Annotated in this window: 28 protein-coding genes and 1 pseudogene; 15 read left to right on the plus strand and 14 right to left on the minus strand. The window is 68.7% G+C overall.

What is annotated here, in order from left to right:
* Positions 1 to 2009, plus strand: a 2009-nt coding sequence (locus AOK18_RS09805; protein WP_055694053.1) for a transglycosylase domain-containing protein, incomplete at its 5' end; no start/stop codon positions are given.
* A 99-nt stretch (positions 2010 to 2108) separates the two neighbouring features.
* Positions 2109 to 3617: a glycosyltransferase family 87 protein gene (locus tag AOK18_RS09810; protein WP_055694062.1), complete on the plus strand. Its 1509-nt coding sequence runs from the start codon at positions 2109 to 2111 to the stop codon at positions 3615 to 3617.
* Positions 3618 to 3807: 190 nt separating this feature from the next.
* On the opposite strand, the gene AOK18_RS09815 is transcribed toward AOK18_RS09810, so the two are convergent.
* From AOK18_RS09815 to AOK18_RS09825, 3 genes are all read right to left on the minus strand, one after another.
* Entirely contained in the window at positions 3808 to 4839 is a 1032-nt protein-coding gene (locus tag AOK18_RS09815; RefSeq protein ID WP_055694054.1) for an alanine racemase, read from the minus strand.
* 92 nt (positions 4840 to 4931) lie between these two features.
* Positions 4932 to 6053 carry a peptidoglycan bridge formation glycyltransferase FemX gene (gene femX, locus AOK18_RS09820; protein WP_055571121.1) on the minus strand — a complete coding sequence of 374 codons (1122 nt, stop codon included), beginning with the start codon at positions 6051 to 6053 and terminating at the stop codon, positions 4932 to 4934.
* Positions 6054 to 6215: 162 nt separating this feature from the next.
* Positions 6216 to 6530 (minus strand): hypothetical protein, encoded by a 315-nt coding sequence (locus AOK18_RS09825; protein ID WP_055571120.1) that lies wholly within the window; start codon positions 6528 to 6530, stop codon positions 6216 to 6218.
* Between the two features lie 318 nt (positions 6531 to 6848).
* Here AOK18_RS09825 and rpsF point away from each other — a divergent pair, with 318 nt between their 5' ends.
* The 4 genes from rpsF (at position 6849) to rplI (ending at position 8551) form a co-directional block, all read left to right on the plus strand.
* Positions 6849 to 7139 (plus strand): 30S ribosomal protein S6, encoded by a 291-nt coding sequence (gene rpsF / locus AOK18_RS09830; RefSeq protein ID WP_055571119.1) that lies wholly within the window; start codon positions 6849 to 6851, stop codon positions 7137 to 7139.
* Positions 7140 to 7216: 77 nt separating this feature from the next.
* Entirely contained in the window at positions 7217 to 7807 is a 591-nt protein-coding gene (locus AOK18_RS09835) for a single-stranded DNA-binding protein (protein WP_055571118.1), read from the plus strand.
* Positions 7808 to 7849: 42 nt separating this feature from the next.
* Positions 7850 to 8086, plus strand: a complete 237-nt coding sequence (gene rpsR / locus AOK18_RS09840) for a 30S ribosomal protein S18 (RefSeq protein WP_003949403.1) — start codon at positions 7850 to 7852, stop codon at positions 8084 to 8086.
* An 18-nt stretch (positions 8087 to 8104) separates the two neighbouring features.
* Entirely contained in the window at positions 8105 to 8551 is a 447-nt protein-coding gene (gene rplI, locus AOK18_RS09845; RefSeq protein WP_055571117.1) for a 50S ribosomal protein L9, read from the plus strand.
* A gap of 93 nt (positions 8552 to 8644) precedes the next feature.
* Here rplI and AOK18_RS09850 read toward each other — a convergent pair whose 3' ends face one another.
* Complete coding sequence (locus AOK18_RS09850; protein WP_055694063.1) at positions 8645 to 9982, minus strand: MATE family efflux transporter; 1338 nt, start codon at positions 9980 to 9982, stop codon at positions 8645 to 8647.
* Between the two features lie 457 nt (positions 9983 to 10439).
* Between AOK18_RS09850 and dnaB the strand changes: the two genes are divergently transcribed.
* Positions 10440 to 11918 (plus strand): replicative DNA helicase, encoded by a 1479-nt coding sequence (dnaB, locus tag AOK18_RS09855; protein WP_055571115.1) that lies wholly within the window; start codon positions 10440 to 10442, stop codon positions 11916 to 11918.
* Between the two features lie 250 nt (positions 11919 to 12168).
* On the opposite strand, the gene AOK18_RS09860 is transcribed toward dnaB, so the two are convergent.
* Positions 12169 to 12732 carry a dihydrofolate reductase family protein gene (locus AOK18_RS09860; protein WP_055694055.1) on the minus strand — a complete coding sequence of 188 codons (564 nt, stop codon included), beginning with the start codon at positions 12730 to 12732 and terminating at the stop codon, positions 12169 to 12171.
* A gap of 632 nt (positions 12733 to 13364) precedes the next feature.
* On the opposite strand from AOK18_RS09860, the pseudogene AOK18_RS30585 reads away from it, so the two are divergent.
* Both AOK18_RS30585 and AOK18_RS09865 read left to right on the plus strand, forming a co-directional pair.
* A pseudogene (locus tag AOK18_RS30585) lies at positions 13365 to 13574 on the plus strand (dienelactone hydrolase family protein); the annotation flags it as partial.
* Between the two features lie 380 nt (positions 13575 to 13954).
* Positions 13955 to 15340 carry a serine hydrolase domain-containing protein gene (locus tag AOK18_RS09865; RefSeq protein ID WP_055694056.1) on the plus strand — a complete coding sequence of 462 codons (1386 nt, stop codon included), beginning with the start codon at positions 13955 to 13957 and terminating at the stop codon, positions 15338 to 15340.
* A gap of 87 nt (positions 15341 to 15427) precedes the next feature.
* Here the strand turns inward: AOK18_RS09865 and AOK18_RS09870 are convergent, their stop codons facing one another.
* Together AOK18_RS09870 and AOK18_RS09875 are read right to left on the minus strand one after the other, a co-directional pair.
* Complete coding sequence (locus AOK18_RS09870; protein WP_055694057.1) at positions 15428 to 15880, minus strand: GNAT family N-acetyltransferase; 453 nt, start codon at positions 15878 to 15880, stop codon at positions 15428 to 15430.
* Between the two features lie 38 nt (positions 15881 to 15918).
* A complete protein-coding gene (locus AOK18_RS09875; RefSeq protein ID WP_055571111.1) occupies positions 15919 to 16383 on the minus strand; it encodes a MarR family winged helix-turn-helix transcriptional regulator in 465 nt (154 codons plus the stop codon).
* Between the two features lie 142 nt (positions 16384 to 16525).
* Between AOK18_RS09875 and AOK18_RS09880 the strand changes: the two genes are divergently transcribed.
* Both AOK18_RS09880 and AOK18_RS09885 read left to right on the plus strand, forming a co-directional pair.
* The gene (locus AOK18_RS09880; protein ID WP_055571110.1) at positions 16526 to 17734 is read left to right on the plus strand and encodes an MFS transporter; all 1209 of its coding nucleotides are present in this window, start codon (positions 16526 to 16528) and stop codon (positions 17732 to 17734) included.
* 166 nt (positions 17735 to 17900) lie between these two features.
* On the plus strand, positions 17901 to 18329 hold the full coding sequence (locus tag AOK18_RS09885) for a GlcG/HbpS family heme-binding protein (RefSeq protein ID WP_055571109.1): 429 nt from the start codon (positions 17901 to 17903) through the stop codon (positions 18327 to 18329).
* A 69-nt stretch (positions 18330 to 18398) separates the two neighbouring features.
* Here the strand turns inward: AOK18_RS09885 and AOK18_RS09890 are convergent, their stop codons facing one another.
* From AOK18_RS09890 to AOK18_RS09915, 6 genes are all read right to left on the minus strand, one after another.
* Positions 18399 to 19271, minus strand: a complete 873-nt coding sequence (locus AOK18_RS09890) for a GNAT family N-acetyltransferase (protein WP_055694058.1) — start codon at positions 19269 to 19271, stop codon at positions 18399 to 18401.
* 151 nt (positions 19272 to 19422) lie between these two features.
* On the minus strand, positions 19423 to 19905 hold the full coding sequence (locus AOK18_RS09895; RefSeq protein ID WP_055571107.1) for an NUDIX domain-containing protein: 483 nt from the start codon (positions 19903 to 19905) through the stop codon (positions 19423 to 19425).
* Positions 19906 to 20005: 100 nt separating this feature from the next.
* Positions 20006 to 20908, minus strand: a complete 903-nt coding sequence (locus AOK18_RS09900) for a LysR family transcriptional regulator (protein ID WP_055694059.1) — start codon at positions 20906 to 20908, stop codon at positions 20006 to 20008.
* A gap of 225 nt (positions 20909 to 21133) precedes the next feature.
* A complete protein-coding gene (locus tag AOK18_RS09905; RefSeq protein ID WP_055694060.1) occupies positions 21134 to 22306 on the minus strand; it encodes a cystathionine gamma-lyase in 1173 nt (390 codons plus the stop codon).
* Positions 22303 to 22794 carry a low molecular weight protein-tyrosine-phosphatase gene (locus AOK18_RS09910; protein ID WP_055694061.1) on the minus strand — a complete coding sequence of 164 codons (492 nt, stop codon included), beginning with the start codon at positions 22792 to 22794 and terminating at the stop codon, positions 22303 to 22305. Before AOK18_RS09910 ends, AOK18_RS09905 begins: the two co-directional genes overlap by 4 nt.
* A 5-nt stretch (positions 22795 to 22799) precedes the next feature.
* A complete protein-coding gene (locus AOK18_RS09915) occupies positions 22800 to 23177 on the minus strand; it encodes a phage holin family protein (RefSeq protein WP_055571103.1) in 378 nt (125 codons plus the stop codon).
* Between the two features lie 59 nt (positions 23178 to 23236).
* On the opposite strand from AOK18_RS09915, the gene AOK18_RS09920 reads away from it, so the two are divergent.
* The 4 genes from AOK18_RS09920 to AOK18_RS09935 all read left to right on the plus strand — a co-directional run bounded on the left by AOK18_RS09920 (position 23237) and on the right by AOK18_RS09935 (position 25477).
* On the plus strand, positions 23237 to 23554 hold the full coding sequence (locus tag AOK18_RS09920) for a cupin domain-containing protein (RefSeq protein ID WP_055571102.1): 318 nt from the start codon (positions 23237 to 23239) through the stop codon (positions 23552 to 23554).
* A gap of 149 nt (positions 23555 to 23703) precedes the next feature.
* Positions 23704 to 23916: a DUF5326 family protein gene (locus AOK18_RS09925; protein ID WP_042163258.1), complete on the plus strand. Its 213-nt coding sequence runs from the start codon at positions 23704 to 23706 to the stop codon at positions 23914 to 23916.
* Positions 23917 to 24143: 227 nt separating this feature from the next.
* Positions 24144 to 24944, plus strand: coding sequence for an IclR family transcriptional regulator (locus tag AOK18_RS09930; protein ID WP_276205344.1), 801 nt, complete (start codon positions 24144 to 24146; stop codon positions 24942 to 24944).
* A 98-nt stretch (positions 24945 to 25042) separates the two neighbouring features.
* Entirely contained in the window at positions 25043 to 25477 is a 435-nt protein-coding gene (locus AOK18_RS09935) for an SsgA family sporulation/cell division regulator (protein ID WP_055571101.1), read from the plus strand.
* Positions 25478 to 25729: 252 nt separating this feature from the next.
* Here the strand turns inward: AOK18_RS09935 and AOK18_RS09940 are convergent.
* Positions 25730 to 26542: YibE/F family protein (locus AOK18_RS09940; protein ID WP_167738664.1), on the minus strand; the 813-nt coding region annotated here is incomplete at its 5' end.

The raw sequence follows: 26542 nt of genomic DNA on the forward strand, positions 1-26542 counted from the left end.
AGCAGTACGTCAAGAACGCCATGTTGGACGACCAGTCGCAGACACTCTCCCGCAAGGTGAAGGAGATGTTCGTCTCGATCAAGGTGGGCACCGATATGGACAAGGACGAGATCCTCAAGGGCTACCTGAACTCGGCGTACTACGGGCGTGGGGCCTACGGGATCCAGGCCGCCGCCCGCGCGTACTTCGACAAGGAAGCGATCAAGCTCAACGAGGGCGAGTGCGCCTTCCTGTCGGCGGTTCTCAAGGGCGCCACCTACTACGACCCGGCCGGTGCGACCTCCATCGACCCGGACGCCACTCCCGATGCGAACAAGAAACGCGCCCTGACCCAGATGCAGGACACCCTGGACAAGATGGTCGAGTACGACCGTCTGGATCCCGCGACCAGGGCCAAGTACACCAAGCTGCCCAAGGTGCAGAACCCCCGGTCGAACACCGCGCTGAGCGGGCAGATCGGGTACCTCGTGGACCTCGCCAAGGCGTACATCGTCAACAACAGCGACGACACCGGTATCACCGCCAGACAGCTGGAACAGGGCGGTTACTCGATCTACACGACCTTCGACAGGAAGAAGGTCGAGGAGCTCGAGAAGGCGGTCAAGAAGGTCTACAAGGAGAAGATCAAGCCCGAGGAGCGCCCGGAGACGGACACCCACGTCCAGTTCGGCGGCGCCTCGGTCGATCCTGCGACCGGTGCGATCAAGGCCATCTACGGCGGCACCGACGCGACCAAGCACTTCACCAACAACGCCGACGCGACCGGGGCCCAGGTCGGCTCGACGTTCAAGCCGTACGTGCTGGCGGCCGCCATGCAGTGGGGCGTCCGGAACCCCAACGGGGACCCGGTCCAGGCCCAGGACGAGCGGACGCAGGTCTCCGAGAAGAGCCTGTACAGCGGCAAGAACAGGCTCAAGATCAAGGAGTACGACGGCTCGGTCTGGCAGAACGAGAAGGGCGAGCAGTGGGAGCAGGTCAATGACGGCGACGAGTCGTACGGAGAGGCGCCCGACTACAAGATCGACCTTCGTGAGGCGATGCGGGAGTCGGTGAACTCCGCCTTCGTGCAGCTCGGCGTGGACGTCGGCCTGGACAAGGTGGAGAGCGCCGCGGTGGAGTCCGGGATCCTGAAGAACAGCCTCGCCGGAACGAACTACCCGTCGTTCTCCCTCGGCACCTCCAGCCCCAGCGCGATCCGCATGGCGGGTTCGTACGCCACCTTCGCGGCCAGCGGCGACCAGCGCGAGCCGTTCTCGGTCAAGAGGGTGACGAGCCAGGAGGGCACGGTCTACACGCACAAGATCCAGACCAAGCAGGCGTTCACCGCCCAGGTCGCCGACAACGTCACGGACGTCCTGAAGACCGTCGTCGAGGAGGGAACCGGTAGCAACGCCCAGCTCGAGGGCCGTGAGGTGGCCGGCAAGACCGGTACCACGGACGGCAACAAGTCCGCCTGGTTCGTCGGCTACACCCCGCAGCTGTCCACCGCGATCAGCATGTTCCGGTACCCCGACGACGAGACCATCAAGAACCGCCAGTTCCTGGAGATGTTCGGAACGGGCGGTGAGAAGAAGATCCACGGTGCCTCGTTCCCGTCCCAGATCTGGGCGGACTACATGGAGGACGCGCTGAAGGACCAGAAGGCGGTGCCCTTCCCGACGCCGGAGCCCATCGGCGAGATCGTCAACGACACTCCGTCGCCGACCGCGAGCCCTTCGCCCACGGAGACCGAGGAGGAGACTCCGTCGGCGTCTCCGACCACGTCGGAGCCGGAGCCGGAGCCCAGTAGCCCCTCGCCCAGTGAGACCGCCACGTGCAGGGTCTTCGACTTCAACTGTGAGAACGAGGACGACACGGGCGGTACCGGGCCCGGTGGCTCGGATGCCGGTGGCACGGACGGCGGAGTCACCAGTTCACCGTCGGCTTCGGAGTCGGAGGAGGAGGACACCAGCCGGGGCAACGGCAACGGAGGCGGCAATGGCGGCTTCTTCGGAGGCCCGGCCGGATAGTCGCACCGTCGCCCGACTTGGGTGTTTCACGTGAAACATGGGCCGCCGTACCGCTCGGGTACGGCGGCCCTCGGCATGGGTCCCGGCACGTACGGCAGGATGTGCGGCATGCCCAGTGGAGAATCGACGCAAGCGAGCGCCCACGAGCCGGATCTGGTGGTGCCGACCCGGGAGGACAAGGTCGCCGAGGCCGGCAGCGAGCTGATCGGCGGTCCGCTCGGGCGGCGTGCCCTGCTGGGGACGTCCTGGTGGACCCCGGTCCGGGTGGTCGCGCTCGTGGCGATCGGGATGTTCACCCTCGGCCTGGTCCAGAAGGCACCCTGCTACAACGGCGCGTGGTTCTTCGGCGCCGGCTCCCAGTACACCCACGCGTGTTACTCGGACATCCCCCACCTCTACCAGGGACGGGGCTTCGCCGACGGGCTCGTACCGTACTTCGACCAGCTCCCCGGCGACATGCAGTACCTCGAGTACCCGGTGCTGACCGGCGTGTTCATGGAGGTCGCGTCCTGGCTCACCCCCGGGAGCGGCAGCATCCAGGACCAGGAGCAGTGGTACTGGATGGTCAACGCCGGGATGCTCATGGTGTGCGCGGCCGTCATCGCCGTCTGCGTGACCCGTACGCACGCCCGGCGGCCCTGGGACGGCCTGCTGGTCGCCCTGGCGCCGGCCTTCGCCCTGACCGCGACCATCAACTGGGACCTGCTGGCGGTCGCGCTGACGGCCGCCGCGATGCTCATGTGGTCGCGCGGTCGCCCTCTGGCCTTCGGAGTCCTCCTGGGGCTGGCCACGGCCGCCAAGCTCTACCCCGTGCTCCTCCTGGGGCCGCTGCTGGTGCTGTGCTGGCGTGCCGGTCGGTGGAGGGAGTTCGGAAAGGCCCTGGGCGGCGCGGTCGTCGCCTGGGCCGTGGTGAACGGGCCAGTGATGTTCTTCGCCTTCGACGGCTGGTCGAAGTTCTACACGTTCAGCCAGGAGCGGGGCGTCGACTTCGGCTCCTTCTGGCTGATCATCGCCCAGAACTCGTCCGACCCGCTCAGTACCGAGACCGTCAACACCCTTGCCACGCTCCTGATGCTGCTGTGCTGCGCGGGAATCGCCGCGCTGGGCCTTGCTGCTCCCCGTCGGCCCCGCTTCGCGCAGCTCGCCTTCCTGGTCGTCGCGGCCTTCATCCTCACCAACAAGGTCTACTCGCCCCAGTACGTCCTGTGGCTCGTGCCCCTGGCGGCCCTGGCCCGGCCGAAGTGGCGGGACTTCCTGATCTGGCAGGCCTGCGAGGTGGCCTACTTCCTCGGCATCTGGATGTACCTCGCGTACACGACCAGCGGAGACGCGCACAAGGGACTGCCCGCCGACGGCTACCACTGGGCCATCGCCCTGCACCTGCTCGGGACGCTCTACCTGTGCGTCATGATCGTGCGCGACGTCCTGAGGCCGGACCGGGACCCGGTGAGGCGGGCCGGTGACGACGATCCCTCGGGCGGGGTGCTGAACGGAGCCGAGGACGCCTTCGTGCTCGGTCCCGCCGCCCGGCCCGCTCGGGACTCCGTGCGGCACGACGGAGCGCGGGCCGAGCGGGGCAAGGCCGGCGCCCCGGACGGTTCGCTCTGAGCGAACACCCGGCGGCCGGGTGAGCGGCCGGTCCGCCGGCAGGTCGCTCCGGACGCCGGTGAAGGCATGAGAAGGGCCGTACGCGGGAGCACCGCGTACGGCCCTTCTCATGGTCCTGGCGTCTGCTCAGGCGCTGTGTCCGTCTCCCCCGAGGGCCCGTCCCCCCGGCCCTCTCCGGACCCCGTACCGCTCAGCGGTCGAGGAGCCGGTCGAACTGCGTGGTCGTGTGCCGCAGGTGGGCCACCAGTTCCTCGCCGACCTGCGGTTCCGGCGCGTCCGACGGCACGAACAGGATCGACACCTGCATGTGCGGCGGTTCGGCGAACCAGCGCTGTTTGCCGGCCCAGACGAACGGGGAGAGGTTCCTGTTCACCGTGGCCAGTCCGGCGCGGGCGACGCCCTTGGCGCGCGGCATGACGCCGTGCAGGGCCTTGGGAGCCTCCAGCCCCACCCCGTGCGACGTACCGCCCGCCACGACCACCAGGAAACCGTCGGACGCGGCCTTCTGCTGCCGGTAGCCGAACCTCTCGCCCTTGGCGATGCGCGTGACGTCCAGGACGGCACCGCGGTACTCGGTGGCCTCGTGGTCCCCCAGCCACAGCCGCGTGCCGATCCGGGCGCGGAACCGCGTCTGCGGGAACTGCTGCTGAAGCCGGGAGAGTTCCTCGGCCTTGAGATGGCTGACGAACATGGTGTGCAGGGGAAGGCGGGCTGCTCGCAGCCGGTCCATCCAGCCGATGACCTCCTCGACGGCGTCCGAGCCGTCGGTGCGGTCCAGCGGCAGATGGAGGGCGAAACCCTCGAGCCGGACGTTCTCTATGGCGGAGTGCAGCTGGGGCAGGTCCTGCTCGCCGACGCCGTGCCGCTTCATCGAGGACATCACCTCGATGACCACCCGGGCGCCGACCAGGCCGTACACGCCGTCGACCGACGAAACCGAGCGGATGACCCGGTCGGGCAGCGGGACGGGTTCCTCGCCGCGCCGGTACGGCGTCAGGACGAGCAGATCACCGCCGAACCAGTCCTTGATCCGGGCAGCCTCGTACGTCGTGCCGACGGCGAGGACGTCCGAGCCCAGCCGGGTGGCCTCCTCGGCCAGCCGCTCGTGTCCGAAACCGTAGCCGTTGCCCTTGCAGACCGGGACGAGCCCCGGGAACTGCTGCTGCACGTGCTTGTGATGCGCCCGCCAGCGCGCGGTGTCGACGTAAAGCGTGAGCGCCATGGCCGGACCTGGAACCTTTCTCGTGGCTGCGATGTGGGGGAAGGGGTGGGAGCTATGGGAACCGGTGGGGCGAGCCGTGCGCGGAGCCGGCGTCAGCGACGCGACATGTACATGTCGAGCGCCTTGTGGAGCAGCTTGTTCAGCGGGAAGTCCCACTCGCCGAGGTACTCGGCGGCCTGGCCGCCCGTGCCCACCTTGAACTGGATCAGGCCGAAGAGATGGTCGGTCTCGTCCAGTGAGTCGGAGATGCCGCGCAGGTCGTAGACGGTGGCACCGAGCGCGTAGGCGTCGCGCAGCATCCGCCACTGCATCGCGTTCGAGGGCCGGACCTCACGGCCGATGTTGTCGGAGGCGCCGTAGGAGTACCAGACGTGACCGCCGACGATCAGCATCGTCGCCGCCGACAGATTGACGCCGTTGTGCCGGGCGAAGTACAGCCGCATGCGGTTGGGGTCCTCGGTGTTGAGGGCGGTCCACATGCGCTGGAAGTACGACAGCGGGCGCGGCCGGAAGTGGTCGCGCACGGCGGTGATCTCGTACAGCCGCTGCCACTCGGGCAGGTCGTCGTAACCGCCCTGGACAACCTCGACGCCGGCCTTCTCGGCCTTCTTGATGTTGCGGCGCCACAGCTGGTTGAAGTTCTTGTGGACCTCTTCCAGGGAGCGGTTCGCCAGCGGCACCTGGTAGACGTAGCGGGGCTGCACGTCACCGAAACCGGCCCCGCCGTCCTCACCCTGCTGCCACCCCATGCGGCGCAGCTTGTCGGCGACCTCGAAGGCACGGGGCTCGATGAAGTCGGCCTCCAGGTCGCGCAGACGCTTCACGTCCGGGTCCTGGATGCCCTTCTTGATGGTCGCGGCCTCCCAGCGCCGGATGATCACAGGCGGGCCCATCTTCACCGAGAACGCGCCCTGCTGCTTCAGGTGCGCGAGCATCGGCTCGATCCACTCCTGAAGGTTCGGCGCGAACCAGTTGATGACCGGGCCTTCGGGGAGATAGGCGAGGTAGCGCTTGATCTTGGGAAGCTGCCGGTAGAGGACGAGGCCGGCGCCGACCATCTCGCCGGTCCGGTCGTCGAACCATCCGAGGTTCTCCGCGCGCCATTCCGCCTTGACGTCCGACCAGGCCGGGACCTGCATGTGACTCGCCGACGGCAGGCTCTGGATGTACGCCAGATGCTGCTCTCGGCTGATGGTCCTCAGGGTCAGGCTCATTCGGGGCGCTCCTCGGGCTGGTGTGTCCCCATGGGTCAGGGGCTCCGGCTCTCGCGCGAAGCCTACTGCGCCGCGGGCGCGCCCCGGTTGGGCGCACGGCCCCCGCGCCCCGGCCGCGACCGGCCGGGGCGCTCCACGGTATGCGCGAGGAGGCGTCCGGTGTCAGTCGATGACCCCGCCGAACAGGCCGCCCTGTGACATGCCGAGGAAGAAGCCGATCGCCGCGGCACCCAGCCCCAGGATCAGGCCGAAGCGTTCCCGGGTCGTCTCCGAGATCCACTGGCCGTAAGCGCCGGCGAGGATGCCCGCCAGACCGGCCCAGGAACTGAGCAGGTGCAGATGGTCGAACATCGCGGCGATGAGGGATGTGATCCCCAGCACCAGCGTCACCGCGAGCAGGGCGTGCTGGACTGGATGGGGCTTGCCGTCCGTGGCGAAAAGGCCTCCGGCGGTATTGGGTCGCAATGTCTGTGCCATGGGCACCTCCTGCGAAAGGCGGCGCATCGTAGCGCCGTACACACCCGATGTGTACAGACTGACGGGCCTCCGGGCCGGATTTCAACCGGAAGCCGCTGTGCGGGTACTCTGTACCGTCTGCACCGGTGTCTGTTCGGACGGATCCAGCCACGTTCGGGACGGGACCACGGGTCCCTCCCGGTCGATCTGGAGAAACCGCCACCCGACCGCGATTGTCAGTGGCGGCTGTTCTACTGACAGGCATCGTTGCGCAACGCATCACGACCCTCCTGCCACGGAACGACCGTGGCCGCTGAGTCCAAAGGAGGTGGGTTCCACATGCGTCACTACGAGGTGATGGTCATCCTCGACCCCGATCTCGAGGAGCGCGCTGTCTCCCCGCTGATCGAGAACTTCCTTTCTGTCGTCCGTGACGGCGGCGGAAAGGTCGAGAAGATCGATACCTGGGGGCGTCGTCGTCTCTCGTACGAGATCAAGAAGAAGCCCGAGGGCATCTACTCGGTCATCGACCTGCAGGCCGAGCCTGCGGTCGTCAAGGAGCTCGACCGCCAGATGAACCTGAACGAGTCGGTCCTCCGGACCAAGGTCCTCCGTCCCGAGAACCACTGAGCCCTCCCGCTCAGTCGGTCCCGGGATCCGAGTAGCAGCACAAGCAGCCAGCAGCAAACCCGCCGAGAGGTTCCCCCATGGCAGGCGAGACCGTCATCACGGTCGTCGGCAACCTTGTCGATGACCCCGAGCTGCGCTTCACCCCGTCCGGTGCGGCCGTCGCGAAGTTCCGTGTCGCGTCGACTCCCCGCACCTTCGACCGCCAGACGAACGAGTGGAAGGACGGCGAGAGCCTGTTCCTGACCTGCTCGGTCTGGCGGCAGGCGGCGGAGAACGTCGCCGAGTCGCTCCAGCGAGGCATGCGCGTCGTCGTGCAGGGCCGGCTGAAGCAGCGGTCCTACGAGGACCGTGAGGGCGTCAAGCGCACGGTCTACGAACTGGACGTCGAAGAAGTCGGCGCCAGCCTGCGCAATGCCACGGCCAAGATCACCAAGACCACCGGCCGTGGTGGCCAGGGTGGTTACAGCGGTGGCGGCAACCAGGGTGGTGGCGGCTGGGGCGGAGGCTCCGGCGGCGGCCAGCAGGGTGGCGGCGCTCCGGCCGACGACCCCTGGGCATCCGGCGCTCCCGCCGGCGGCCAGCAGGGTGGCGGCGGCCAGGGTGGTGGCGGCTGGGGCGGAGGCTCCGGCGGCGGTGGCGGCGGCTACTCGGACGAGCCCCCCTTCTAGGTGGGGCCGCACCACACTTCTTGATCACACAGGAGATACATCATGGCGAAGCCGCCTGTGCGCAAGCCTAAGAAGAAGGTCTGCGCGTTCTGCAAGGACAAGGTCACGTACGTGGACTACAAGGACACGAACATGCTGCGGAAGTTCATTTCCGACCGCGGCAAGATCCGTGCCCGCCGCGTGACCGGTAACTGCACCCAGCACCAGCGTGACGTCGCCACGGCTGTCAAGAACAGCCGTGAGATGGCGCTGCTGCCCTACACCTCCACCGCGCGATAAGGGAAGGGTGACCGACTCATGAAGATCATCCTGACCCACGAGGTCTCCGGCCTCGGTGCCGCGGGCGACGTCGTCGACGTCAAGGACGGTTACGCTCGCAACTACCTGGTTCCGCGGAAGCTCGCGATCCGTTGGACCAAGGGTGGCGAGAAGGACGTCGAGCAGATCCGTCGCGCTCGCAAGATCCACGAGATCCAGACCATCGAGCAGGCCAACCAGGTGAAGGCCCAGCTCGAGGGCGTCAAGGTCCGCCTCGCGGTCCGCTCCGGCAACGCCGGTCGTCTCTTCGGTTCCGTCACGCCGGCTGACATCGCTTCCGCGATCAAGGCCGCCGGCGGTCCCCAGGTCGACAAGCGCCGCATCGAGCTCGGCTCGCCGATCAAGACCCTCGGCGCCCACGAGACGTTCGTGCGTCTGCACCCCGAGGTGGCCGCCAAGGTCGACCTCGAGGTCGTCTCGGAGTAAGTACTGCTCGTCGCAGCAGTGTGACGGGGCCGCACCTTCCAGGTGCGGCCCCGTCCTCGTTTCACGTGAAACGCGTGGTTCCACGTGAAACGGTCAGTGTGTGGCGCCGGTGACGACCCAGCGGCCCGAGCGGGTGCGGAACCACAGGGTCAGCAGCCGAACGGTCATCATGAGCGCCATGGTCCCCCACAGTGCGGTGAGCCCGCCTCCGAAGACCGGGACCAGCAGGGCGAACGGAGTGAAGACCGCCAGAGTGATCAGCATGGCCCACGCCAGGTACGGTCCGTCACCCGCACCCATCAGCACCCCGTCCAGCACGAAGACGATGCCGGAGATCGGCTGGGACAGCGCGACGATCAGCAGAGCCGGCAGGGCCGTGTCCGTGATCGTGGAATCACTGGTGAACAGGGGGAGGAAGACCGGCCGGGCGAGCACCACGACCAGGCCGAGGACGACCCCGACTCCGAAGCCCCACTCCACCATGCGACGGCATACCCGGCGGGCTCCTTGGGCGTCTCCGGCCCCCAGGTAGCGGCCGATGATGGCCTGCCCGGCGATCGCGATGGCGTCCAGTGCGAAGGCGAGCAGACTCCACAGGGAGAGGATGATCTGGTGAGCCGCGATGTCGGAGTCACCGAGACGCGCGGCGACGGCAGTGGTGATCATCAGGATGGCTCTGAGCGACAGGGTTCGTACCAGCAGGGGCACGCCGGCCTGAGCGGAGGCTCTGATCCCCGCGAGGTCCGGGCGTAGCGAGGCGCCGTGTTCGCGTGCGCCCCTCAGCACCACGATCAGATAGACGGCGGCCATGCCCCACTGGGCGATGACCGTGCCCCAGGCGGAGCCCGCGATACCGAAACCGGCGCCGTAGACCAGCGCGACGTTGAGAACACCGTTGGCGGTGAAGCCGCCGACGGCGACGTAGAGGGGGGTCCTGGTGTCCTGCAGTCCGCGCAGGACACCGGTCGCGGCGAGCACGATCAGCATGGCTGGTATGCCGAGTGAGGAGATGCGCAGATAGGTGATCGCGTAGGGGGACGCGGTGTCCGAGGCGCCGAACAGATCCACGAGGGCGGGTGCCGTGGGCAGGACCACGGCGACGACGCCGGCCCCGAGGAACAGGGCGAGCCAGATTCCGTCCATGCCCTGGCGGATGGCCGAGGGGAGGTCGCCGGCACCGACTCGCCGGGCGACAGCGGCCGTGGTGGCGTAGGCGAGGAAGACGAAGACACTGACGGCGGTCATCAGGAGGGCCGAGGCGACGCCGAGTCCGGCGAGCTGTGCTGTGCCGAGATGGCCGACGATGGCGCTGTCCGCCATGACGAAGAGGGGCTCGGCGACGAGGGCGCCGAATGCCGGTACGGCCAGCATGACGATCTCGCGGTCGTGCTGTCGTCGGGCGGCTCGAGGGCGCGCGGGGGCCTGTGTCATGCGCACCAATCTAATCGTCCACAGGTAAGAGATGCAATGCTCTCTAGACCCTTACGGCATGGCGCAGGGTGTGTGCTTGCATACAGCACTCGAGGGGATCTTGGCCGAAGGGGGGATTTTTTTGTTCTGCACAGGCGGTGGATGATGAAATGCCAGGTCAGCGCCCTTCTTGCGGAGTGTTGGAGGTCTTGTTCACAGGGCTGTCCACCGGGTCGTGCACAGGTTTGGCGGACTTCTCCACAACATTGGGCCCGTCGTCCACATGCCCTGTGGATAACCAGATTGGCTGACGGTGCGGAGGGGCCTACGGTGGTCCGGCGCCCGCTCCGTCTGCCGGTTTCCAAAAAGTCATAAAACCGGCGCGCGACAACCGGAGTCGGGCGCCCTATTTGTCAGTGCCGTGCCGTAGAAAGAGGGCACGGCGAGGTCCGCTCGGCGGACGGGAGGAGGTGGCTCGGTGAGCATTTCCGAGCCCTTGGACGACCCGTGGGCCGACAGCGGACCCAGTGATCGTCTGCCCGCCTCCCGACGCCGCGAGGGCGGGGGCCGAAGCCGTGACGAGCAGCACGACCGCGGCCGGGATCCCAGCGGATGGGACGACACGGGCTCCGCGTTCGAACGGGTGCCGCCGCAGGACCTCGAGGCCGAGCAGTCCGTTCTGGGCGGCATGCTGCTGTCCAAGGACGCCATCGCCGATGTCGTGGAGATCCTCAAGGGACACGACTTCTACAAGCCGGCTCACGAAACCGTCTACACGGCCATTCTCGACGTCTACGCGAAGGGCGAGCCGGCCGACCCCATCACGATCGCCGCGGAGCTGACCAAGCGCGGTGAGATCAACAAGGTCGGCGGTGCGTCGTATCTGCACACCCTCGTCCAGACGGTTCCCACGGCGGCCAACGCGGCGTACTACGCGGAGATCGTGCACGAGCGCGCCGTGTTGCGCCGCCTGGTGGAGGCAGGTACCCGCATCACGCAGATGGGGTACGCGGCCGATGACGACGTCGACGAGATCGTCAACCGGGCGCAGGCCGAGATCTACGCCGTCACGGAGCAGCGCACCAGTGAGGACTACCTCCCGCTCGGCGACATCATGGAGGGCGCGCTCGACGAGATCGAGGCGATCGGCTCACGCAGCGGCGAGATGACCGGTGTGCCCACGGGGTTCACGGACTTCGACTCGCTCACCAACGGGCTGCACCCCGGTCAGATGATCGTTATTGCCGCGCGTCCCGCGATGGGCAAGTCCACGCTCGCGCTGGACTTCGCCCGTGCCGCGTCCATCAAGCACAACCTGCCGAGCGTGGTCTTCTCGCTCGAGATGGGGCGCAACGAGATCGCGATGCGCCTGCTGTCCGCGGAGGCCCGGGTCGCCCTCCACCACATGCGCTCCGGCACGATGACCGACGAGGACTGGACCCGTCTGGCGCGCCGGATGCCGGACGTGTCGGCGGCCCCGCTCTACATCGACGACTCCCCGAACCTGTCGATGATGGAGATCCGCGCCAAGTGCCGTCGGCTGAAACAGCGCAACGACTTGCGGCTGGTCGTCATCGACTACCTCCAGCTGATGCAGTCCGGTGGTTCCAAGCGGGCCGAGAGCCGGCAGCAGGAGGTCTCGGACATGTCCCGTAACCTCAAGCTCCTCGCCAAGGAACTGGAGCTGCCGGTCATCGCGCTCTCCCAGCTCAACCGCGGCCCCGAACAGCGCACCGACAAGAAGCCGATGGTCTCCGACCTGCGTGAGTCGGGCTCCATCGAGCAGGACGCCGACATGGTCATCCTGTTGCACCGCGAGGACGCGTACGAGAAGGAGTCCCCGCGCGCGGGCGAGGCCGACCTGATCGTGGCCAAGCACCGAAACGGCCCGACGGCGACCATCACGGTCGCCTTCCAGGGTCATTACTCCCGTTTCGTGGACATGGCGCAGACCTGACCGGTCCCCCTTATGGGGCCTCAGATCTCTTGGTGCGGCCTCAGCCGTGACGGCACAACGGGGGCACTCACGCCGACGCTGTGAGACGCCCTGGCCGGAGCTTCCGCCCTTTCGGGCGGCGGGGTTCTGGTCCGGTCCGTCGAGCGGTTCGGTGTACTCGCGGTCCGTGAGGTCGCGTGCGCGGCGCAGCCGAGCCGGCTCCTCCGGTGTCGCCCGCGGAGCATACGGCCCGTGACTCCCGGACGGGCGCTCAGCGCCTCGTCTCGTACCTGGTCAGGGTCACGCCGCAGGGAAGCGTCCGCGTCTGCACCAGTTTCAGGTTCACCCAGCTGTCCAGCGCGGTGAAGAACGGCGTGCCGCCGCCCACCAGGACCGGCGCGGTGGCCAGCACGTATTCGTCGATCAGTCCGGCCCGCATGGCCGCCCCGGCGAGCGTCGCGCCGCCGATGTCCATCGGGCCGCCGTCCTCGGCCTTGAGCCGGGTGATCTCGGTGACCGCGTCGCCGGTGACCAGGCGGGTGTTCCAGTCGACCTCGTCGATCGTCGAGGAGAACACCACCTTCGACATGTCCCGCCAGCGGCGCGCGAACTCGATCTCCGCCGGGGTGGCGTCGGGCCGCTGGTCGCCGGTCGGCCAGTGGGAGCTCATCGTCTGCCACAGCTTGCGCCCGTACAGCGTCAGGTCGGTCGCCCGCAACTGGTCGGACCAGAACTGGAACAGCTCGTCGCTCGGTACGCTCCAGCCGATGTCGTCGCCGGGGGCGGCGATGTAGCCGTCCAGGCTCAGGTTCATGCCGTAGGTCAGTTTCCGCATGCCGCCAGCCTTCCGTGAGTCGGTCCCACGCGTACAGACCGGCGCGGCGCGGGAAACTCATCGGTGCGCGATCTGAGTTCGCATGCGGTCCTCGTGCTCGGGGGCTCAGCCGCAGACTCGTCGTTCCGCCGGGGAAACGGCACCGGTCTGAGGATGGTCTTGGGTGACATCGCGGTGGGACGACGGAGAACCAGCGGGTCACAGAGGACCGGCATGTCATCGGCGGCGAGACCCCCACTCCCTGTGGGCCTCGGATTCCGTGTCGGAATCTCACGGCGGATGCCGGAGCGCCGTCGGATGCGACACGGGACGTGAGACCGCCCATGTCCTGCCGCACTGAAACCGTCGGATTCCCACTGTGCCGCATGCGGCGCGTGTCGGTTCTCATCCCACCGGGTCATCCGCTCGGGCCGGAGGGCCGGCGTCGGTTCCTATCCGGTGGACTACCGTGTGCGGCCAGGAAGACCGGGACGGCCTTGCGCCCCGCACGGATCGGTGCCCCGGGGTTCTTCTGAGCGCCGTACGGGCTGGTCCGGCTCCGCTGTCCGATCGAGGCTCCTGCGCTGCTGCGCGGGCTCCGCCTCCGTCGTGCTGATCGCAGACTCTGCACATCGACCACGGCAGGAGCGCTCATGCCCACCCAGACGCTGCGGGTTCCCACGACGGACGGCCGGGCCGACGCCTTCGCCGCCCTCCCCGGCCACAGCGAGCGGCACCCAGGGGTGCTGACGTACCCGGACGGCTTCGGCATCCGACCCGTGCTGCGGGAGATGGCCCGCGCACTGGCCGGGCACGGCTACTGCGTGCTCGTTCCCAACTCCTGCTACCGGCACGGACCGTCCCACGGCCGCAGCGCGACAGGACAGCCCAGGTCAGAGGATCGACGGCCGGGGCTGCCCGGCGCGGACCGTCGAGCAGACGGCACGGACGTGAGATCCGGCATCCGATACGTCGTGAGACCGCGGACGACGCTACGGGCCTGCCGGTCGGGACCGGGGAGGGGAGACGCTCCTACCCGGCCTGTGTGCCGGAGCCGGTGGGCCGGGCCGGGACCGGCCAAGGTCTTTGTGCACGCCACCCGGCGCTCCGGTCCCCTGGCCCAACTCCGCTCGTCACCCGGCCGGGCGCGCGGACCGGTCCTGCCGAACCCGGGACGGCGGCCGCTCCGGCGTTCCGGCCGTCGCCTCGTACGGGTGGGACCCGCACCTGGTGAACTGAGGACATGACGACACACCAGGAAGAGCTGCTGGCCGGTACGCGTCGGGCATTGCTGCACCGGATCGCCGTCGCCCAGGCGGAGGGACGTGCCCCCTCGCTCGTCGCGACCGTGGCACGGGGTGGAGAGACCGTGTGGACGGGGGCGCGGTCGTCGGTGGAGGGACCTGCACCGGACGAGGACGTCCAGTACCGCATCGGCTCCCTCACCAAGACGTTCACCGCCGTACTGGTGCTCCAGTTGCGGGACGAGGGGATGGTCGATCTCGGGGACCCGCTGGAGAAACACCTGCCGGGCACGGGCGTGGGGGAGGTGACCCTCGCCGAACTGCTCTCGCACGCCGGCGGCCTGGCGGCCGAGACGCCGGGGCCCTGGTGGGAACGGACTCCCGGCTCACTACGGCCCGACCTGGCCGATGTCCTGGGCGAGCGGCCTCTGGTGCACCCGGTCGGCCGGCGGTTCCACTACTCGAATCCCGGATACGCACTGCTCGGCGCGCTCGTGGCGGAACTGCGCGGTGTCACGTGGGAGGAAGCGCTCCGACGTGGTGTGCTCGAGCCTTTGGGACTGCGCCGGACGGGCGTGCGTCCGGAGGTGCCGCATGCGGGTGGTTGGGCGGTGCATCCATGGGCCGACGTGATGCTGCGCGAACCGGCCGAGGACCTAGGGAGGATGGCGCCGGCGGGGCAACTCTGGTCCACCGCGGGTGACCTGGCGCGTTTCGCCGCCTTCCTGCTCAACGGGGACGCCCACGTACTGGGTGTCGAGTCGTTGCGGGAGATGAGGAGGCCGGCGGCGCCGATGGAGGCGGCGGACGTGGCGAGTGGCTATGCCTACGGCCTGGGGCTGGAGTTGCGTCACCGGGACGGGCGGGCTCTCATCGGGCACACCGGATCGCTGCCGGGGTTCCTCGCCTGCCTCGCGATCGGTGTGGAGGACGACGTGGCCGCAGTGGTCCTGGCCAACTGCACTTCAGGACCCGCGCTGTTTCCGGTGGCCGCCGATCTCGTCCGGATCGTCGCCGAGGCGGAACCGCGTATCCCTGCTCCCTGGCGGCCGCTGCGGGAGTCTGATTCCACGGTGCTGGAGATGGCGGGGCAGTGGTACTGGGGGACGCAGGGCTTCGTCCTGCGGTTGCCGGCCGACGGTCTGCTGTCGTTGGAGCCTCTGTCCGGCACGGGCCGTCGTGCCCGCTTCCGCCCGAACAGCGACGGGACCTGGACCGGGCTGGAGGGTTACTACGCCGGAGAGCTCCTGAAGCCCGTGCGGCGGCCGGACGGATCGGTGAGCCATCTGGACCTCGGATCCTTCGTGTTCAGCCGTCAGCCGTACGAGGACGAGGCGTCTGTTCCGGGCGGAGTGGATCCTGAGGGATGGCGGGGAATCGGTTAGGGCGCGCGCCCTGCCCGGGGCGTGCCAGAGGCCGAGAGGCTCTGGGGTACGCGGGGCTGTTTCACGTGAAACAGCCCCGTTTGCCCCTTACAGCGCCAGCTTGAAGCCCACATGGGAAGCCGAGAAGCCGAGCCGTTCGTAGAACTGGTGGGCCTCGGTACGGGTGTTGTCGGAGGTCAGCTGGACCAACTGGCATCCCTGGAGACGGGATTCTTCGATGGCCCACTCGATGAGCCGAGTCCCCAGACCGCTGCCGCGTTCGTCGGCGTGAATGCGAACGCCTTCGATGACCGATCGCGTGGACCCGCGACGGGACAACCCGGGAATGATGGTGAGCTGGAGTGTGCCGACGACACGGCCCTGGTGGACCGCGACGACCAGACGCTGGTTCGGATCGGCGCTGAGCCGCTCCAGCGCGGCCAAGTACGGTCCGAGGTCGTCCGGGGACTCGCGCTGCGCTCCCAGGGTGTCGTCGGCGAGCATGCCGACGATCGCGGGGACGTCGGAAGCGGCCGCGGCACGTATCTCAAGATCTTCCATGGAGGCACCTTACGCAGACCCGTGCCGAAGCGGCCGTTTCATGCCGGTACGGAGGTCTTCAGTGTCTCCACCGTGCGGACCAACGGGGCCAGGTCGGGATTCTCCGCCGCCGCGTCGAGCGCCTCGCGCAATGCGGTGTCGTTGGTCGGTCGCGCCTTCTCGAGAAGAGCGAGGCCGGCCCGCGTGACATTGGTGTAGATGCCGCGCCGGTCCGTGGGGCACAGGTAGCGCTCCAGCAGGCCGCGGTCCTCGAGTCGGGTGACCAGGCGAGTGGTAGCGCTCTGGCTGAGGACGACCGCGTCTGCCACCTGCTTCATCTGAAGATGCCCCCCTTCCCCGTCGTGCTGTCGGCTCAGCACGTCGAGCAGGGAGTACTCCCGCACGCTCAGGTCGTGCTGCCCTTGGAGGGCCCGCTCGATGTGGGCCTCGATCCTCCCGTGCAGCAGGGAGAGCGCGCACCAACCCTGCGCAAGGGCGGTGAGTGCGGGGTCCGTGGCTGTCATGGGCGTTTCCCTCCGTCCAGGAGTTGCTGGAACCAGAGTAGAGCAGGAGCGAGGTAGAGCGCGTTTGCGTATATACCGCGCATGCAATTATTGTCAGAGCGCGCAAAGTGATACTGCAATCGTTTGGGAAGGGCTGTCTCTCATGCCTCTCGCGCTTCTGGCTCTCGCGATCGGGGCCTTCGGAATCGGAACGACCGAGTTCGTGATCATGGGGCTGTTGCCCGAGGTTGCCGACGACTTCGGCGTCTCCGTGCCCACGGCCGGTCATCTGGTGACCGGCTATGCCCTGGGCGTCATGCTCGGCGCCCCGCTGATGACCGTGCTCGGCACGAAGATCTCCCGCAAGCGGATGCTGATGCTGCTGATGGGCCTGTTCATCGCAGGGAACCTGCTCTCGGCCCTGGCCCCGGTCTTCGGCCTCATGCTGCTCGGACGGGTGATCGCCTCGCTGGCCCACGGTGCTTTCTTCGGGATCGGCTCGGTGGTCGCGGCCGGTCTGGTCGCCCCGCACAAGAAGGCCGGTGCCATTGCCCTGATGTTCACCGGGCTGACCGTGGCCAATGTCGTCGGTGTCCCCCTGGGCACCCTCGTCGGCCAGTCGGCCGGGTGGCGCATCACGTTCGGGCTCGTCGCCGCGCTCGGTGTCATCGGACTGGCCGGCATCGCCTGGCTCGTTCCCGACCTTCCCGCGCCCGAAGGCGTACGGCTGCGTCATGAACTGGCCGCCTTCAAGAACGTCCAGGTCCTGCTCGCCATGGCGATGACGGTCCTCGGATTCGGCGGTGTCTTCGCGGCCATCACCTACATCGCGCCGATGATGACGCAGGTCGCCGGCTTCGCGGACGGGTCCGTCACCTGGCTGCTGGTCCTCTTCGGCCTGGGCATGGTCGGCGGCAACCTCGTCGGCGGCAGGTACGCGGACCGCGCCCTGATGCCCTTGCTGTACGTCTCCCTGGGCGCTCTCGCCGTCGTCCTCGCCCTCTTCACCCTGACCGCGCACCACAAGGTCCTGGCGGCCGTCACGATCGTCCTGGTCGGCGGCCTGGGCTTCGCCACCGTCCCGCCCCTGCAGAAGCGTGTGCTCGACCAGGCCCAGGGGGCCCCCACCCTGGCATCGGCCGTGAACATCGGCGCCTTCAACCTCGGCAACGCACTGTCTGCCTGGCTCGGTGGCCTGGTGATCGCGGCGGGCCTCGGTTACACCGCGCCCAACTGGGTCGGCTCCGTCCTCGCCGCGAGCGCCCTGGTGCTGGCCTTCCTCTCGGCCGCTCTCGACCGTCGTGACAAGGCCCTCAGCATCGTGGACGCCGGCCGGGTGCCCGCCGAGCGGCAGGCCGCGGTCCCCCACTGAGTGGCTGCCCGTGGGCGCGGAAGGCGCGAGGGCCCCCGGCCCTCGGGACCTGCCTGCCCGGGGATCCTCCCGCCGCCCCCGCCGCCATCACCCTCACACCGACATCAATCCCTTCCTGGACCCCACCGCTTCAAGCGCCGTCCCCGTACACGAGGAGTACCTGTTCATGAACACCACCACCGCTGTCGCCCCGCTCACCACAGCCGAGGCCGAAGCCCTTGTCACGGCCGCACACCGGGCCGCCGAAGCTGCCGGGGTCACGGTGAGCGTGACCGTCCTGGACGCGGGCGGACATCTGCTCGCCTTCCGGAGGGACGACCGTGCCGTGCTGATCTCCGGTGAGACCAGCACCCGCAAGGCCTATACCGCTCTTCAGCTCAACACGCCCACCGCAGACCTCGTCGATGCCGTGCAGCCCGGAGGGGTCTTCCACACCCTGCCCACCGCACTCGACCGGCCGCTGCTGTTCATCGCGGGGGGTGTACCCGTCCAGCGCGGCGGCCGTCCGGTCGGCGCGATCGGCGTCGGCGGCGGGGCACCGGAGCAGGACCACTCCTTCGCCACGGCCGCCGTGGACGCCCTCGTCCGGGGCTGACGGCGCCCGGAGCGCTACGCCGGTACCCGACACTTCCGGGTACCGGCGTAGGCGTGTTCACGGAAGACGTCAGCCCGCCGCGACCGTCACAGGGGCGAACCTCCGGGTCCAATCGCCGGGCAGCTCCGTGATGCCGTAGGTCATCACCGTGTTGAAGGCGACGGACTCCAGACCGCGGGCCTTCGCCCAGGCCAGCAGCTCTTCGTGCCGCACGTCGATGTCGGTGCGCAACGGCCGGTCGGTACGGGCGGCGAGCGAGGCGACAAGGGCCGTGGCCGTGGGGGTGTCGCGAGCGATCAGCGGGCCCACGACGTGGGTGTTCATATTGGGCCACGCGGCGGCGTAGCCGATGATCCGGCCGTCCTCCTCGGCCACGCGCAACTGGTCGGCGAACGCAGGCAGCCGGGTGACGATGTGCGTGCGATCAGCTCCGAACACTTCCTCGTCGAGCCGGAGGAGGGCGGGGAGGTCCTCAGCGGTCGCGGATCGGGTGGAGACCCCCGCCACGGGTCCGTCCGCGCCCGGGACGAAGTGCCCGCGCAGCATCTCCGCCCGGCCGGTGACCTTGAAACCGAGTTCTTCGTAGAGCGGGCGGCCGTTCGGTGTCGCGTACAGCGTCAGCGGTGTGGAGTCCATCGTGGAAACCACGTAGTGCATCAGACGGCGCCCGACGCCCTGCCGGGCATGCCGTTCCGCGACCAGAACCATGCCGATGGCCCCGAGTGAGGGTTGTTCCCGGCCTCCGTACTCGGTGACGACGCAGGCGGAGGCCAGCCCACCGTCGGGACCGTCGATGCCGTAGCCCTTTCCGGCGGAGAGCAGAAGACCCCACTTGTGTTCTTCGCGTGGCCACCCCCGGTCCTCGGACAAGTCGGCACAGGCCGAGAGGTCGCGGAATGTCAGGCGGCGGATGGGCAGAGTGGCAAGAGGAGGTGTCGGCACGCAGGTCAGGCTGTCCGACGGCGAGGGGTGGCGTCCACTCGTTTGCAAGGACCGGGGCGATCTTTCGGTCATGCCGAGGGCAAGGCCGGGCACGGTCGCAGACACGGGATGTTTCACGTGAAACGCACGAAACCGGTGAGCGTCGAGTGGATCAGGTCAGGTCGGAGGCCTGCAGGGCACGCACACCCTCGATGTTGCCGTCCAGATAGTGCCGCAGCGACAACGGGACGAGGTGGACGGAGGCGATGCCGACGCGGGTGAACGGCACGCGGACGATCTGGTACTCGCCGGCGGGTTCGTCGACCTCTGGGCCGTGCCGCAAGGACGGGTCCATGGACTCGAGACGGCAGACGAAGAAGTGCTGCACCTTCACGCCGGTGGCGCCGCCGTCCGCGCCGATGTGTTCCACCGTGTCGACGAAGCAGGGCACCACGTCGGTGATCTTGGCGCCGAGTTCCTCGTACACCTCTCGGTGGAGGGCGTCGACCACGGTGGAGTCCTCCGGCTCGACGCCGCCGCCCGGAGTGACCCAGTAGGAATCGACGCCGGGCTTGGTGCGTTTGATCAGGATCAGGTGGTCGCCGTCCAGTAGAACGGCTCGAGCGGTGCGCTTGACCACGGGTCGGACGGTCATGGAGGAAATGTGGCCCAGCTTGTTCCACGTGAAACATCGAGGGACGGTGCCGGTCGGATTTCCAGGGTGGATCATCGGCACGAGTCGTTCGGCCGGGGTGTCAGCACCAGTCGGCGGCCGCCTGCTGGAGGGCCTCATGGGCACGCGCGACATGGGGCAGGGCCAGGGTCCCGCTCCGGACCACCAGGAAGTACGTGCGTAACGGCGGCACCGCGGGCTCGTGCAGAGCGGTGATCTCCCCCCGTTCGAGTGCGGCCGCGCACAGATACCGGGGCAGCACCGCCATCCCGGCTCCCGCGACGGTGCAGGCCAGCACCGCGCGTAGATCCGGGACGACGACAGTGCCCGCGATGACGGGCCGGGAGTCGAAGACGGAGGCCCAGTAGCGGGAGACGAGAGGGAGCGAGTCGTGCACCTCGATCACCGGGATCCGTTCCGGAGCGGACACCCCTGCGGGGCGAACCCCGTCGGTGCCGAACCGCTCGGCCCAGCGGGGTGCGGCGACCAGGACGTGTTCCTCGTCGCAGAGCGGAGTGGCCGAGAGCAGTGCACCGCGCGGCCGGACCGTACTGATGGCCAGATCGTGCCACCCGGCGGCCAGTCCTTCCAGCGTCTCCTCGGCGGTTCCGAAGGAGGCGCGCAGGGCGAAGACCCGGCCGTTCCGGGCCGGTGCGGTGAGTGCGGGAACAGCCCGCTCGGACGTGAACTCCAGGGGTCCTGCCAGGTGCAGTGTCCGCGAGGAGGAGTCCTCGTCGAGCCCGGTCTCGGTGATCTCCACCAGGGCGTCGAGGTGGGGCGCTGCTTTGTGGGCGAGTTCGTCCCCTATGGTCGTGGGGGTCACGCCACGGGCCTGCCGCAGGAACAGCGGCCGTCCCAGCTGTCGCTCCAGGATCCGGATCTGGGAGGTCACGGCCGGCTGGGAGAGGCCGAGCAGGGCGGCGGCCCGGGTGAAGGAGCCGGCTCGGTGGACGGTCACGAAGGTCCGTAACAAGGCCAGATCCACAGCACGCTCTCCCGTTCGCCGGCTCCTCTGTCGCTCTCCCGTAACTATAAATATGGCGATAGGCGACTGTCGCTGGGGTGATTGGACACTGACACTAAGTCAATTAGCCTTGGTCACGCGGTTCTTCGCACGCGTGGAACCGGGACGGTCCGAGCCACGAGGGGGGAGGCTCGGACCGTCCGCCGTCGGGGGCCGGAAGTCCGCCGACTCGCCCGGACGGACCGATCAGCCGGCCGACTCGTCCAGCGCGCGCAGCACGTCCGCCACCAGATCGGCAGGATCCTCGGCACCGACGGAGAAGCGCACGAAACCCTCCGGCACCGCGTCCCCGCCCCAACGACCCCGTCGTTCGGCCGTGGACCGCACACCACCGAAGCTCGTCGCATCGTCCACGAGCCGCAGGGCGCCGAGGAAGCGGTCCGCACGCGCCCGTGAGGGCAGCGTGAAGGACACCACGCATCCGTAACGCCGCATCTGCTGTGAGGCGATCTCGTACGAGGGATCGTCCGGCAGCCCCGGATAGCGCACCCCCGTCACCTCGGGACGTTCCCGCAATGCCCGGGCGAGCGTCAGCGCCGTGGCGTTCTGCCGGTCGACCCGCAAGTGGAGCGTGGCGATCGAACGGTGCGCGAGCCAGGCCTCCATGGGCCCGGTGACGGCACCGGAGATCTTGCGCCAGCGGCGCACGGCGGCCATCGCCTCGGTGTCGCGGCCGGTGACGTATCCCAGGAGGATGTCCCCGTGTCCGGTGAGCTGCTTGGTACCACTGGCCACGGTGAAGTCGGCGCCGAGCTCCAGCGGGCGCTGACCGAGTGGGGTCGCGAGGGTGTTGTCGACGGCGACCAGCGCGCCACGCGCGTGGGCCGCCTCGGCGAGCCGCCTTACGTCGCACACGTCGAGCCCGGGGTTCGACGGAGTCTCGATCCACAGCAGCTTCGCGCCGTCGAGGAGATCGAGCTGGGCGTCGCCCCCGGTCGGCGCGGTGCGCACCTCGATGCCGTACGCCTCCAGCTGGGTGCGCACCAGGGGCAGTGCCTGATAGCCGTCGTTCGGCAGGACGGCCACGTCGCCGGTGCGGAGCTGGGAGAAGAGCACCGAGGAGATCGCGGCCATGCCCGAGGGGAACACCAGGGTCTCGACGCCGTCCTGACCCGGCGCCTCCAGCTCCCCGATGGCCCGCTCCAGCAGCGTCCAGGTCGGGTTCTCGTCCCTACCGTAGGTGTAGGGACCGGTGGGGTCGCCGGGCAGGTGGAAATGGGCGGCGAAGACGGGACCGGGGAGGGTCGGTTCGTATTTGACCGGCTCGGGCAGCCCGGCCCGCACCGCACGCGTGCCCTCACCGGGGGACGCTCCCCCCTCGCCCGCCTCGTGGCCGCCGGTCGTCCCCGAATCGTTCATGCCGCCCGTCCTTCCGTCTGCTCACGTACCGAGGAGAGCAGCCCGGCACTCGCCGCCTCCACCATCTCAAGACATGCGGAGAAGCCGTCCGCCTCTCCGTAGTAAGGGTCCGGTACGTCCGGATCGGCGTCAGCTCCGGGGTCGTACGAGCGCAACAGGCGCACCTTGTCCGCGTCCCGCGCGGTGGGGGCCAGGCGGCGCAGGGTCCTGAGGTGGCCCGCGTCGAGGGCGATGACCAGGTCGAAGAGGGTGAACCAGGAGGGGTGGAACCGCCGGGCGGTGTGGTCGGCGGCGTAGCCGTTCTCCTCGAGGACGGCCACCGTGCGTGGATCGGCGCCCTCGCCCTCGTGCCAGCCGTCGGTGCCGGCGCTTTCGACCTCGACCACGCCGTCGAGGCCGGCCTCCTCGACGCGTGCGCGGAAGACGGACTCGGCCATCGGGGAGCGGCAGATGTTGCCGGTGCAGACGAAACAGACGCGGTAGGCCACGGTGCTCAGTCCCCGTCGGGCAGAACGACGTTGAGGGCCCAGGAGACCACCGAGACGACCAGACCGCCCAGCACGGCCGTCCAGAAGCCCTCCACGTGGAAGCTCAGGTCGAACACGTCGGCGAGCCAGGAGGTGAGCAGCAGCATCAGAGCGTTCACCACCAGCGTGAACAACCCGAGAGTCAGGATGAGCAGCGGAAGGCTGAGGAGCTGCACGAGCGGCTTGACCAGGAAGTTCACCACGCCGAAGAGCAACGCGACGAGTATGAGGGTGCCGATCTCCTTGCCCGTGCTGTCCCCGGTCAGGGTGATCTTGTCGATCAGCCACACCGCGACCGCGAGGGCCGCGGCGTTGGCGATCGTCTTGACTACGAAATTCTTCATGTGTCTGATCGTGGCAGACAGGACCGGACACGAGCAGTGAAGCAGGGGCGGACAAGGCTATGAAGGCATTCCGGCTGGACGAACTGGAGACCGAGCGCGCCGCCAACGAGGGCGCCTACCTCCAGTTCCTGCGGGAGCGGAACATGTCGGTCGGTCTGTACGCCCTGGACGCGGGCGAGCAGGACCCCCAGCAGCCGCACGGCCAGGACGAGGTGTACTTCGTCGTCAGCGGCAGGGCGGCGATCACCGTCGGCATGGAGACCACGCAGGTGGCCCGTGGCAGCATCGTGTACGTGCCGGCCGGGGTCGCGCACAAGTTCCACCACATCAGCGAGGACCTGAGGGTCCTGGTGGTGTTCTCCCCGCCCGAGGGCTGAGCCGAGGTCTCGGGGTTCCCTAAGGGACGGCTCAGGGGAGGACAAGGGATCAGAGGCCCCCGGCAGGACTTCTGCCGCCCTAGCATCGAGTGCAGGACATCATTCGCGCGACCCGGTACGAGACGGGCGGAGCAGTAAGGACGAAGGCGATGCGAGAGATCTTCATGGGACTGCCGTGGTGGGTGAAGTGGATCGCGGTGCCGGTCATCGCCCTGGTCGTGTTCGGCGGCCTGATAGCCAGTGTGGTCGGATTCGTGATCGGGCTGCTCTTCAAGGTGCTGGTCTTCGTCGCCCTGGTCGGCGGACTCATCTACGTCGTACGCAAGTTCACGTCGAGTTCGACGTCGCGCGGCGACTGGTGAGTCCCGGGGGGAGCCGGTGAGGCGGTAACAGCCGACGCCGGTTCCCTCGGGCGGGGGAAGTTTCCCGGACGGGCCGTCTGCGTGCGGTGACAGACGGTTAGAGTCCGGAAGGCCATGCGGGGACGATCCCCGCGAGCGGCGTACACCCCCACCCGTGTTCCCCCGCACGGGCTGCCCCCTCGCTCCGGGAGTGACCCTTGGCCACGGCTGCCACCGTCTCCGCACATCTGTCCGCCGTCCCCTGCCAGCCCCATGCGCGCCCGGCGTCCGAGCCGGCGCCCACCGCGACTCTCATCGGCTCGGTGCAGCGCGCGATGCGTCTGCTGGAGTCCGTCGCGGGACACGAGACCGGAGCCCCGGCCAAACAGCTGGCCCGGGAGACCGGGCTGGCGCTTCCCACGGCCTACCACCTGCTGCGCACCCTGGTGCACGAGGGCTATCTGCGCCGCGACAAGGGGTTGTTCTTCCTCGGCGACGCGGCCGAGCGGCTGAACAGCAGTGGAGCCCCGCAGAAACGTCGCAGCACGGTCGTCGCCGCACTCGCGCACTGGCGTGACGCGATCGGGGCCCCCGTGTACTACGCGGTGTACCGCGAGGGTGAGATCGACCTGGTGTGCGTCTCCGACACCCCGGGCAATCCCGCGGTGCAGGAATGGGCGGATTTCCGGGCAACTGGTCATGCGCACGCCATCGGCCAGTGCCTGCTGTCCCAGCTCGACGAGGCCGCCCGCCGCGATCACCTCGACCGCTACCCGGTGCAGTCCGTCACGCCGTACACCGTGCGCGACGGGCACAGCCTGCTCCGGCGCCTGGAGCGGACGCGTCGCATGGAGCCGGTGTTCGCGCGTCAGGAGTACGCGCTGGGGACGGTGTGCGCGGCCGTCCCGATCACGGCCGGTACCACGGCTGCGACGATCGCCATCTCCCTCCCGGTTCACCAGGTCCATCGGCTGCACCCCGCCGCCCAGCAGTTGCAGGCGGAGGTGGGCCGTCTGCTGGGGCCGTTGGCACTCTCTATCAGTATCTGAAAAATCACTCCTTGTGATCTGTTGTGTACGTTGAGCAAGATTCACCCAGTGTCAGGGGTCCATTCCCGGCCGGTCCGTAGCGAATGACGGGGTAGGCGATGCGCGAGTCCGTGCAGGCAGAGGTCATGATGAGCTTTCTCGTGTCGGAGGAGCTGTCCTTCCGTATCCCGGTGGAGCTCCGCTACGACACCTGCGATCCCTACGCCGTACGGTTGACCTTCCATCTTCCCGGTGACGCACCGGTGACCTGGGCGTTCGGCCGGGAGTTGCTGATCGACGGAGTGGGCAGACCGTGCGGCGAGGGCGACGTACGGGTTTCCCCGGTCGACCCCGACGTCCTGGGCGAGGTGCTGATCCGCCTTCAGGTCGGAGGCGACCACGCGTTGTTCCGTTCGTCGACGGCGCCCCTCGTGGCCTTCCTCGATCGCACCGACAAACTGGTGCCGCTGGGCCAGGAGGGGGCGCTCGCCGACTTCGACGCCCATCTCGACGACGCACTGGACCGCATCCTGGCGGAGCAGAGCGCCGGGTGAAGTGCTCCGCACCCGGCCGGCCTGTGGCGAAACCCCGCACCGGGTTCCGCCCCACCGTGCAGGAACGCTTCCGCGGGGGCGGCCGAATGAACTCGATGCCGGATCGACCGGCTGCCGACAGCCGGTCATCGGCAATCGGCATGCGACGTTCGGGGGCCGATTGCCGACGGCCGGCTGCTGGACGGCGCGTCTGCCGGGGGAGCGGCCGCGGAGGGGCGGAAGCCGGCGGAGCACGGTCCGGCACCGACGGGGTCAGCGCTTCCGGCGCCTGCCCCGCCCACCGCGTGCCGGAACCGGCCGGACGCCTTCCTCGGCCGCCGCCTGCACGGCCGGTCGGTCGGCCGAGACCACCAGGGCGGCCAGCACCGTGGTGACCGGGACGGAGGCCACCAGACCGATCGAGCCGATCAGCGTGCGCACGATCTCCTCCGCCACCAGCTCGCTGTTGGCGACCGTGCCCACACTGCTCTGCGCGATGGAGAACAGCAGCAGCAAGGGCAGCGCGGCACCGGCATAGGCGAGCACCAGGGTATTGACGACGGACGCGATGTGGTCGCGGCCGATGCGGATGCCCGCGCGGTACAACCCGCGCCAGCCCATCGACGGGTTCGCCTCGTGCAGTTCCCATACGGCCGACGTCTGCGTGACCGTCACGTCATCGAGCACGCCGAGCGATCCGATGATGACGCCGGCCAGCAGCAGGCCGCTCATGTCGATGTCCGGGTAAAGACCGTGGATCAGCCCCGTGTTGTCGTCCGTGTCGCCGGTCAACGCCGCCCAGCTGATGAAGACCGAGCCCAGGAAACCGATCAGCAGCAACGAGATCAGGGTGCCGAGCACGGCCACGGAGGTGCGCGCCGACAGTCCGTGGCAGAGGTACAGGGCCTGCAGCATGATGGCGCTCGCTCCCACCACCGCCACGACCAGGGGGTTCGAACCCTGCAGGATCGCGGGCAGGATGAAGAAGTTCAGCACCAGGAAGCTGACCGCCAGTGCGATCAGTGCCATCACGCCGCGCAGCCGTCCGACGGCGACGACGGCGACCGCGAAGATGCCGGCGAGCAG

The sequence above is a fragment of the Streptomyces prasinopilosus genome, from assembly GCF_001419695.1.
In the GTDB taxonomy this organism is placed as follows: domain Bacteria; phylum Actinomycetota; class Actinomycetes; order Streptomycetales; family Streptomycetaceae; genus Streptomyces; species Streptomyces prasinopilosus.

Coding starts and splice junctions, on each gene's coding strand:
- AOK18_RS09810 (WP_055694062.1), top strand. CDS start 2,109: ATGTGCGGCATGCCCAGTGGAGAATCGACGCAAGCGAGCGCCCACGAG.
- AOK18_RS09815 (WP_055694054.1), bottom strand. CDS start 4,839: ATGGCGCTCACGCTTTACGTCGACACCGCGCGCTGGCGGGCGCATCAC.
- femX (WP_055571121.1), bottom strand. CDS start 6,053: ATGAGCCTGACCCTGAGGACCATCAGCCGAGAGCAGCATCTGGCGTAC.
- AOK18_RS09825 (WP_055571120.1), bottom strand. CDS start 6,530: ATGGCACAGACATTGCGACCCAATACCGCCGGAGGCCTTTTCGCCACG.
- rpsF (WP_055571119.1), top strand. CDS start 6,849: ATGCGTCACTACGAGGTGATGGTCATCCTCGACCCCGATCTCGAGGAG.
- AOK18_RS09835 (WP_055571118.1), top strand. CDS start 7,217: ATGGCAGGCGAGACCGTCATCACGGTCGTCGGCAACCTTGTCGATGAC.
- rpsR (WP_003949403.1), top strand. CDS start 7,850: ATGGCGAAGCCGCCTGTGCGCAAGCCTAAGAAGAAGGTCTGCGCGTTC.
- rplI (WP_055571117.1), top strand. CDS start 8,105: ATGAAGATCATCCTGACCCACGAGGTCTCCGGCCTCGGTGCCGCGGGC.
- AOK18_RS09850 (WP_055694063.1), bottom strand. CDS start 9,982: ATGACACAGGCCCCCGCGCGCCCTCGAGCCGCCCGACGACAGCACGAC.
- AOK18_RS09860 (WP_055694055.1), bottom strand. CDS start 12,732: ATGCGGAAACTGACCTACGGCATGAACCTGAGCCTGGACGGCTACATC.
- AOK18_RS09865 (WP_055694056.1), top strand. CDS start 13,955: ATGACGACACACCAGGAAGAGCTGCTGGCCGGTACGCGTCGGGCATTG.
- AOK18_RS09870 (WP_055694057.1), bottom strand. CDS start 15,880: ATGGAAGATCTTGAGATACGTGCCGCGGCCGCTTCCGACGTCCCCGCG.
- AOK18_RS09875 (WP_055571111.1), bottom strand. CDS start 16,383: ATGACAGCCACGGACCCCGCACTCACCGCCCTTGCGCAGGGTTGGTGC.
- AOK18_RS09880 (WP_055571110.1), top strand. CDS start 16,526: ATGCCTCTCGCGCTTCTGGCTCTCGCGATCGGGGCCTTCGGAATCGGA.
- AOK18_RS09885 (WP_055571109.1), top strand. CDS start 17,901: ATGAACACCACCACCGCTGTCGCCCCGCTCACCACAGCCGAGGCCGAA.
- AOK18_RS09895 (WP_055571107.1), bottom strand. CDS start 19,905: ATGACCGTCCGACCCGTGGTCAAGCGCACCGCTCGAGCCGTTCTACTG.
- AOK18_RS09905 (WP_055694060.1), bottom strand. CDS start 22,306: ATGAACGATTCGGGGACGACCGGCGGCCACGAGGCGGGCGAGGGGGGA.
- AOK18_RS09915 (WP_055571103.1), bottom strand. CDS start 23,177: ATGAAGAATTTCGTAGTCAAGACGATCGCCAACGCCGCGGCCCTCGCG.
- AOK18_RS09920 (WP_055571102.1), top strand. CDS start 23,237: ATGAAGGCATTCCGGCTGGACGAACTGGAGACCGAGCGCGCCGCCAAC.
- AOK18_RS09925 (WP_042163258.1), top strand. CDS start 23,704: ATGCGAGAGATCTTCATGGGACTGCCGTGGTGGGTGAAGTGGATCGCG.
- AOK18_RS09935 (WP_055571101.1), top strand. CDS start 25,043: ATGCGCGAGTCCGTGCAGGCAGAGGTCATGATGAGCTTTCTCGTGTCG.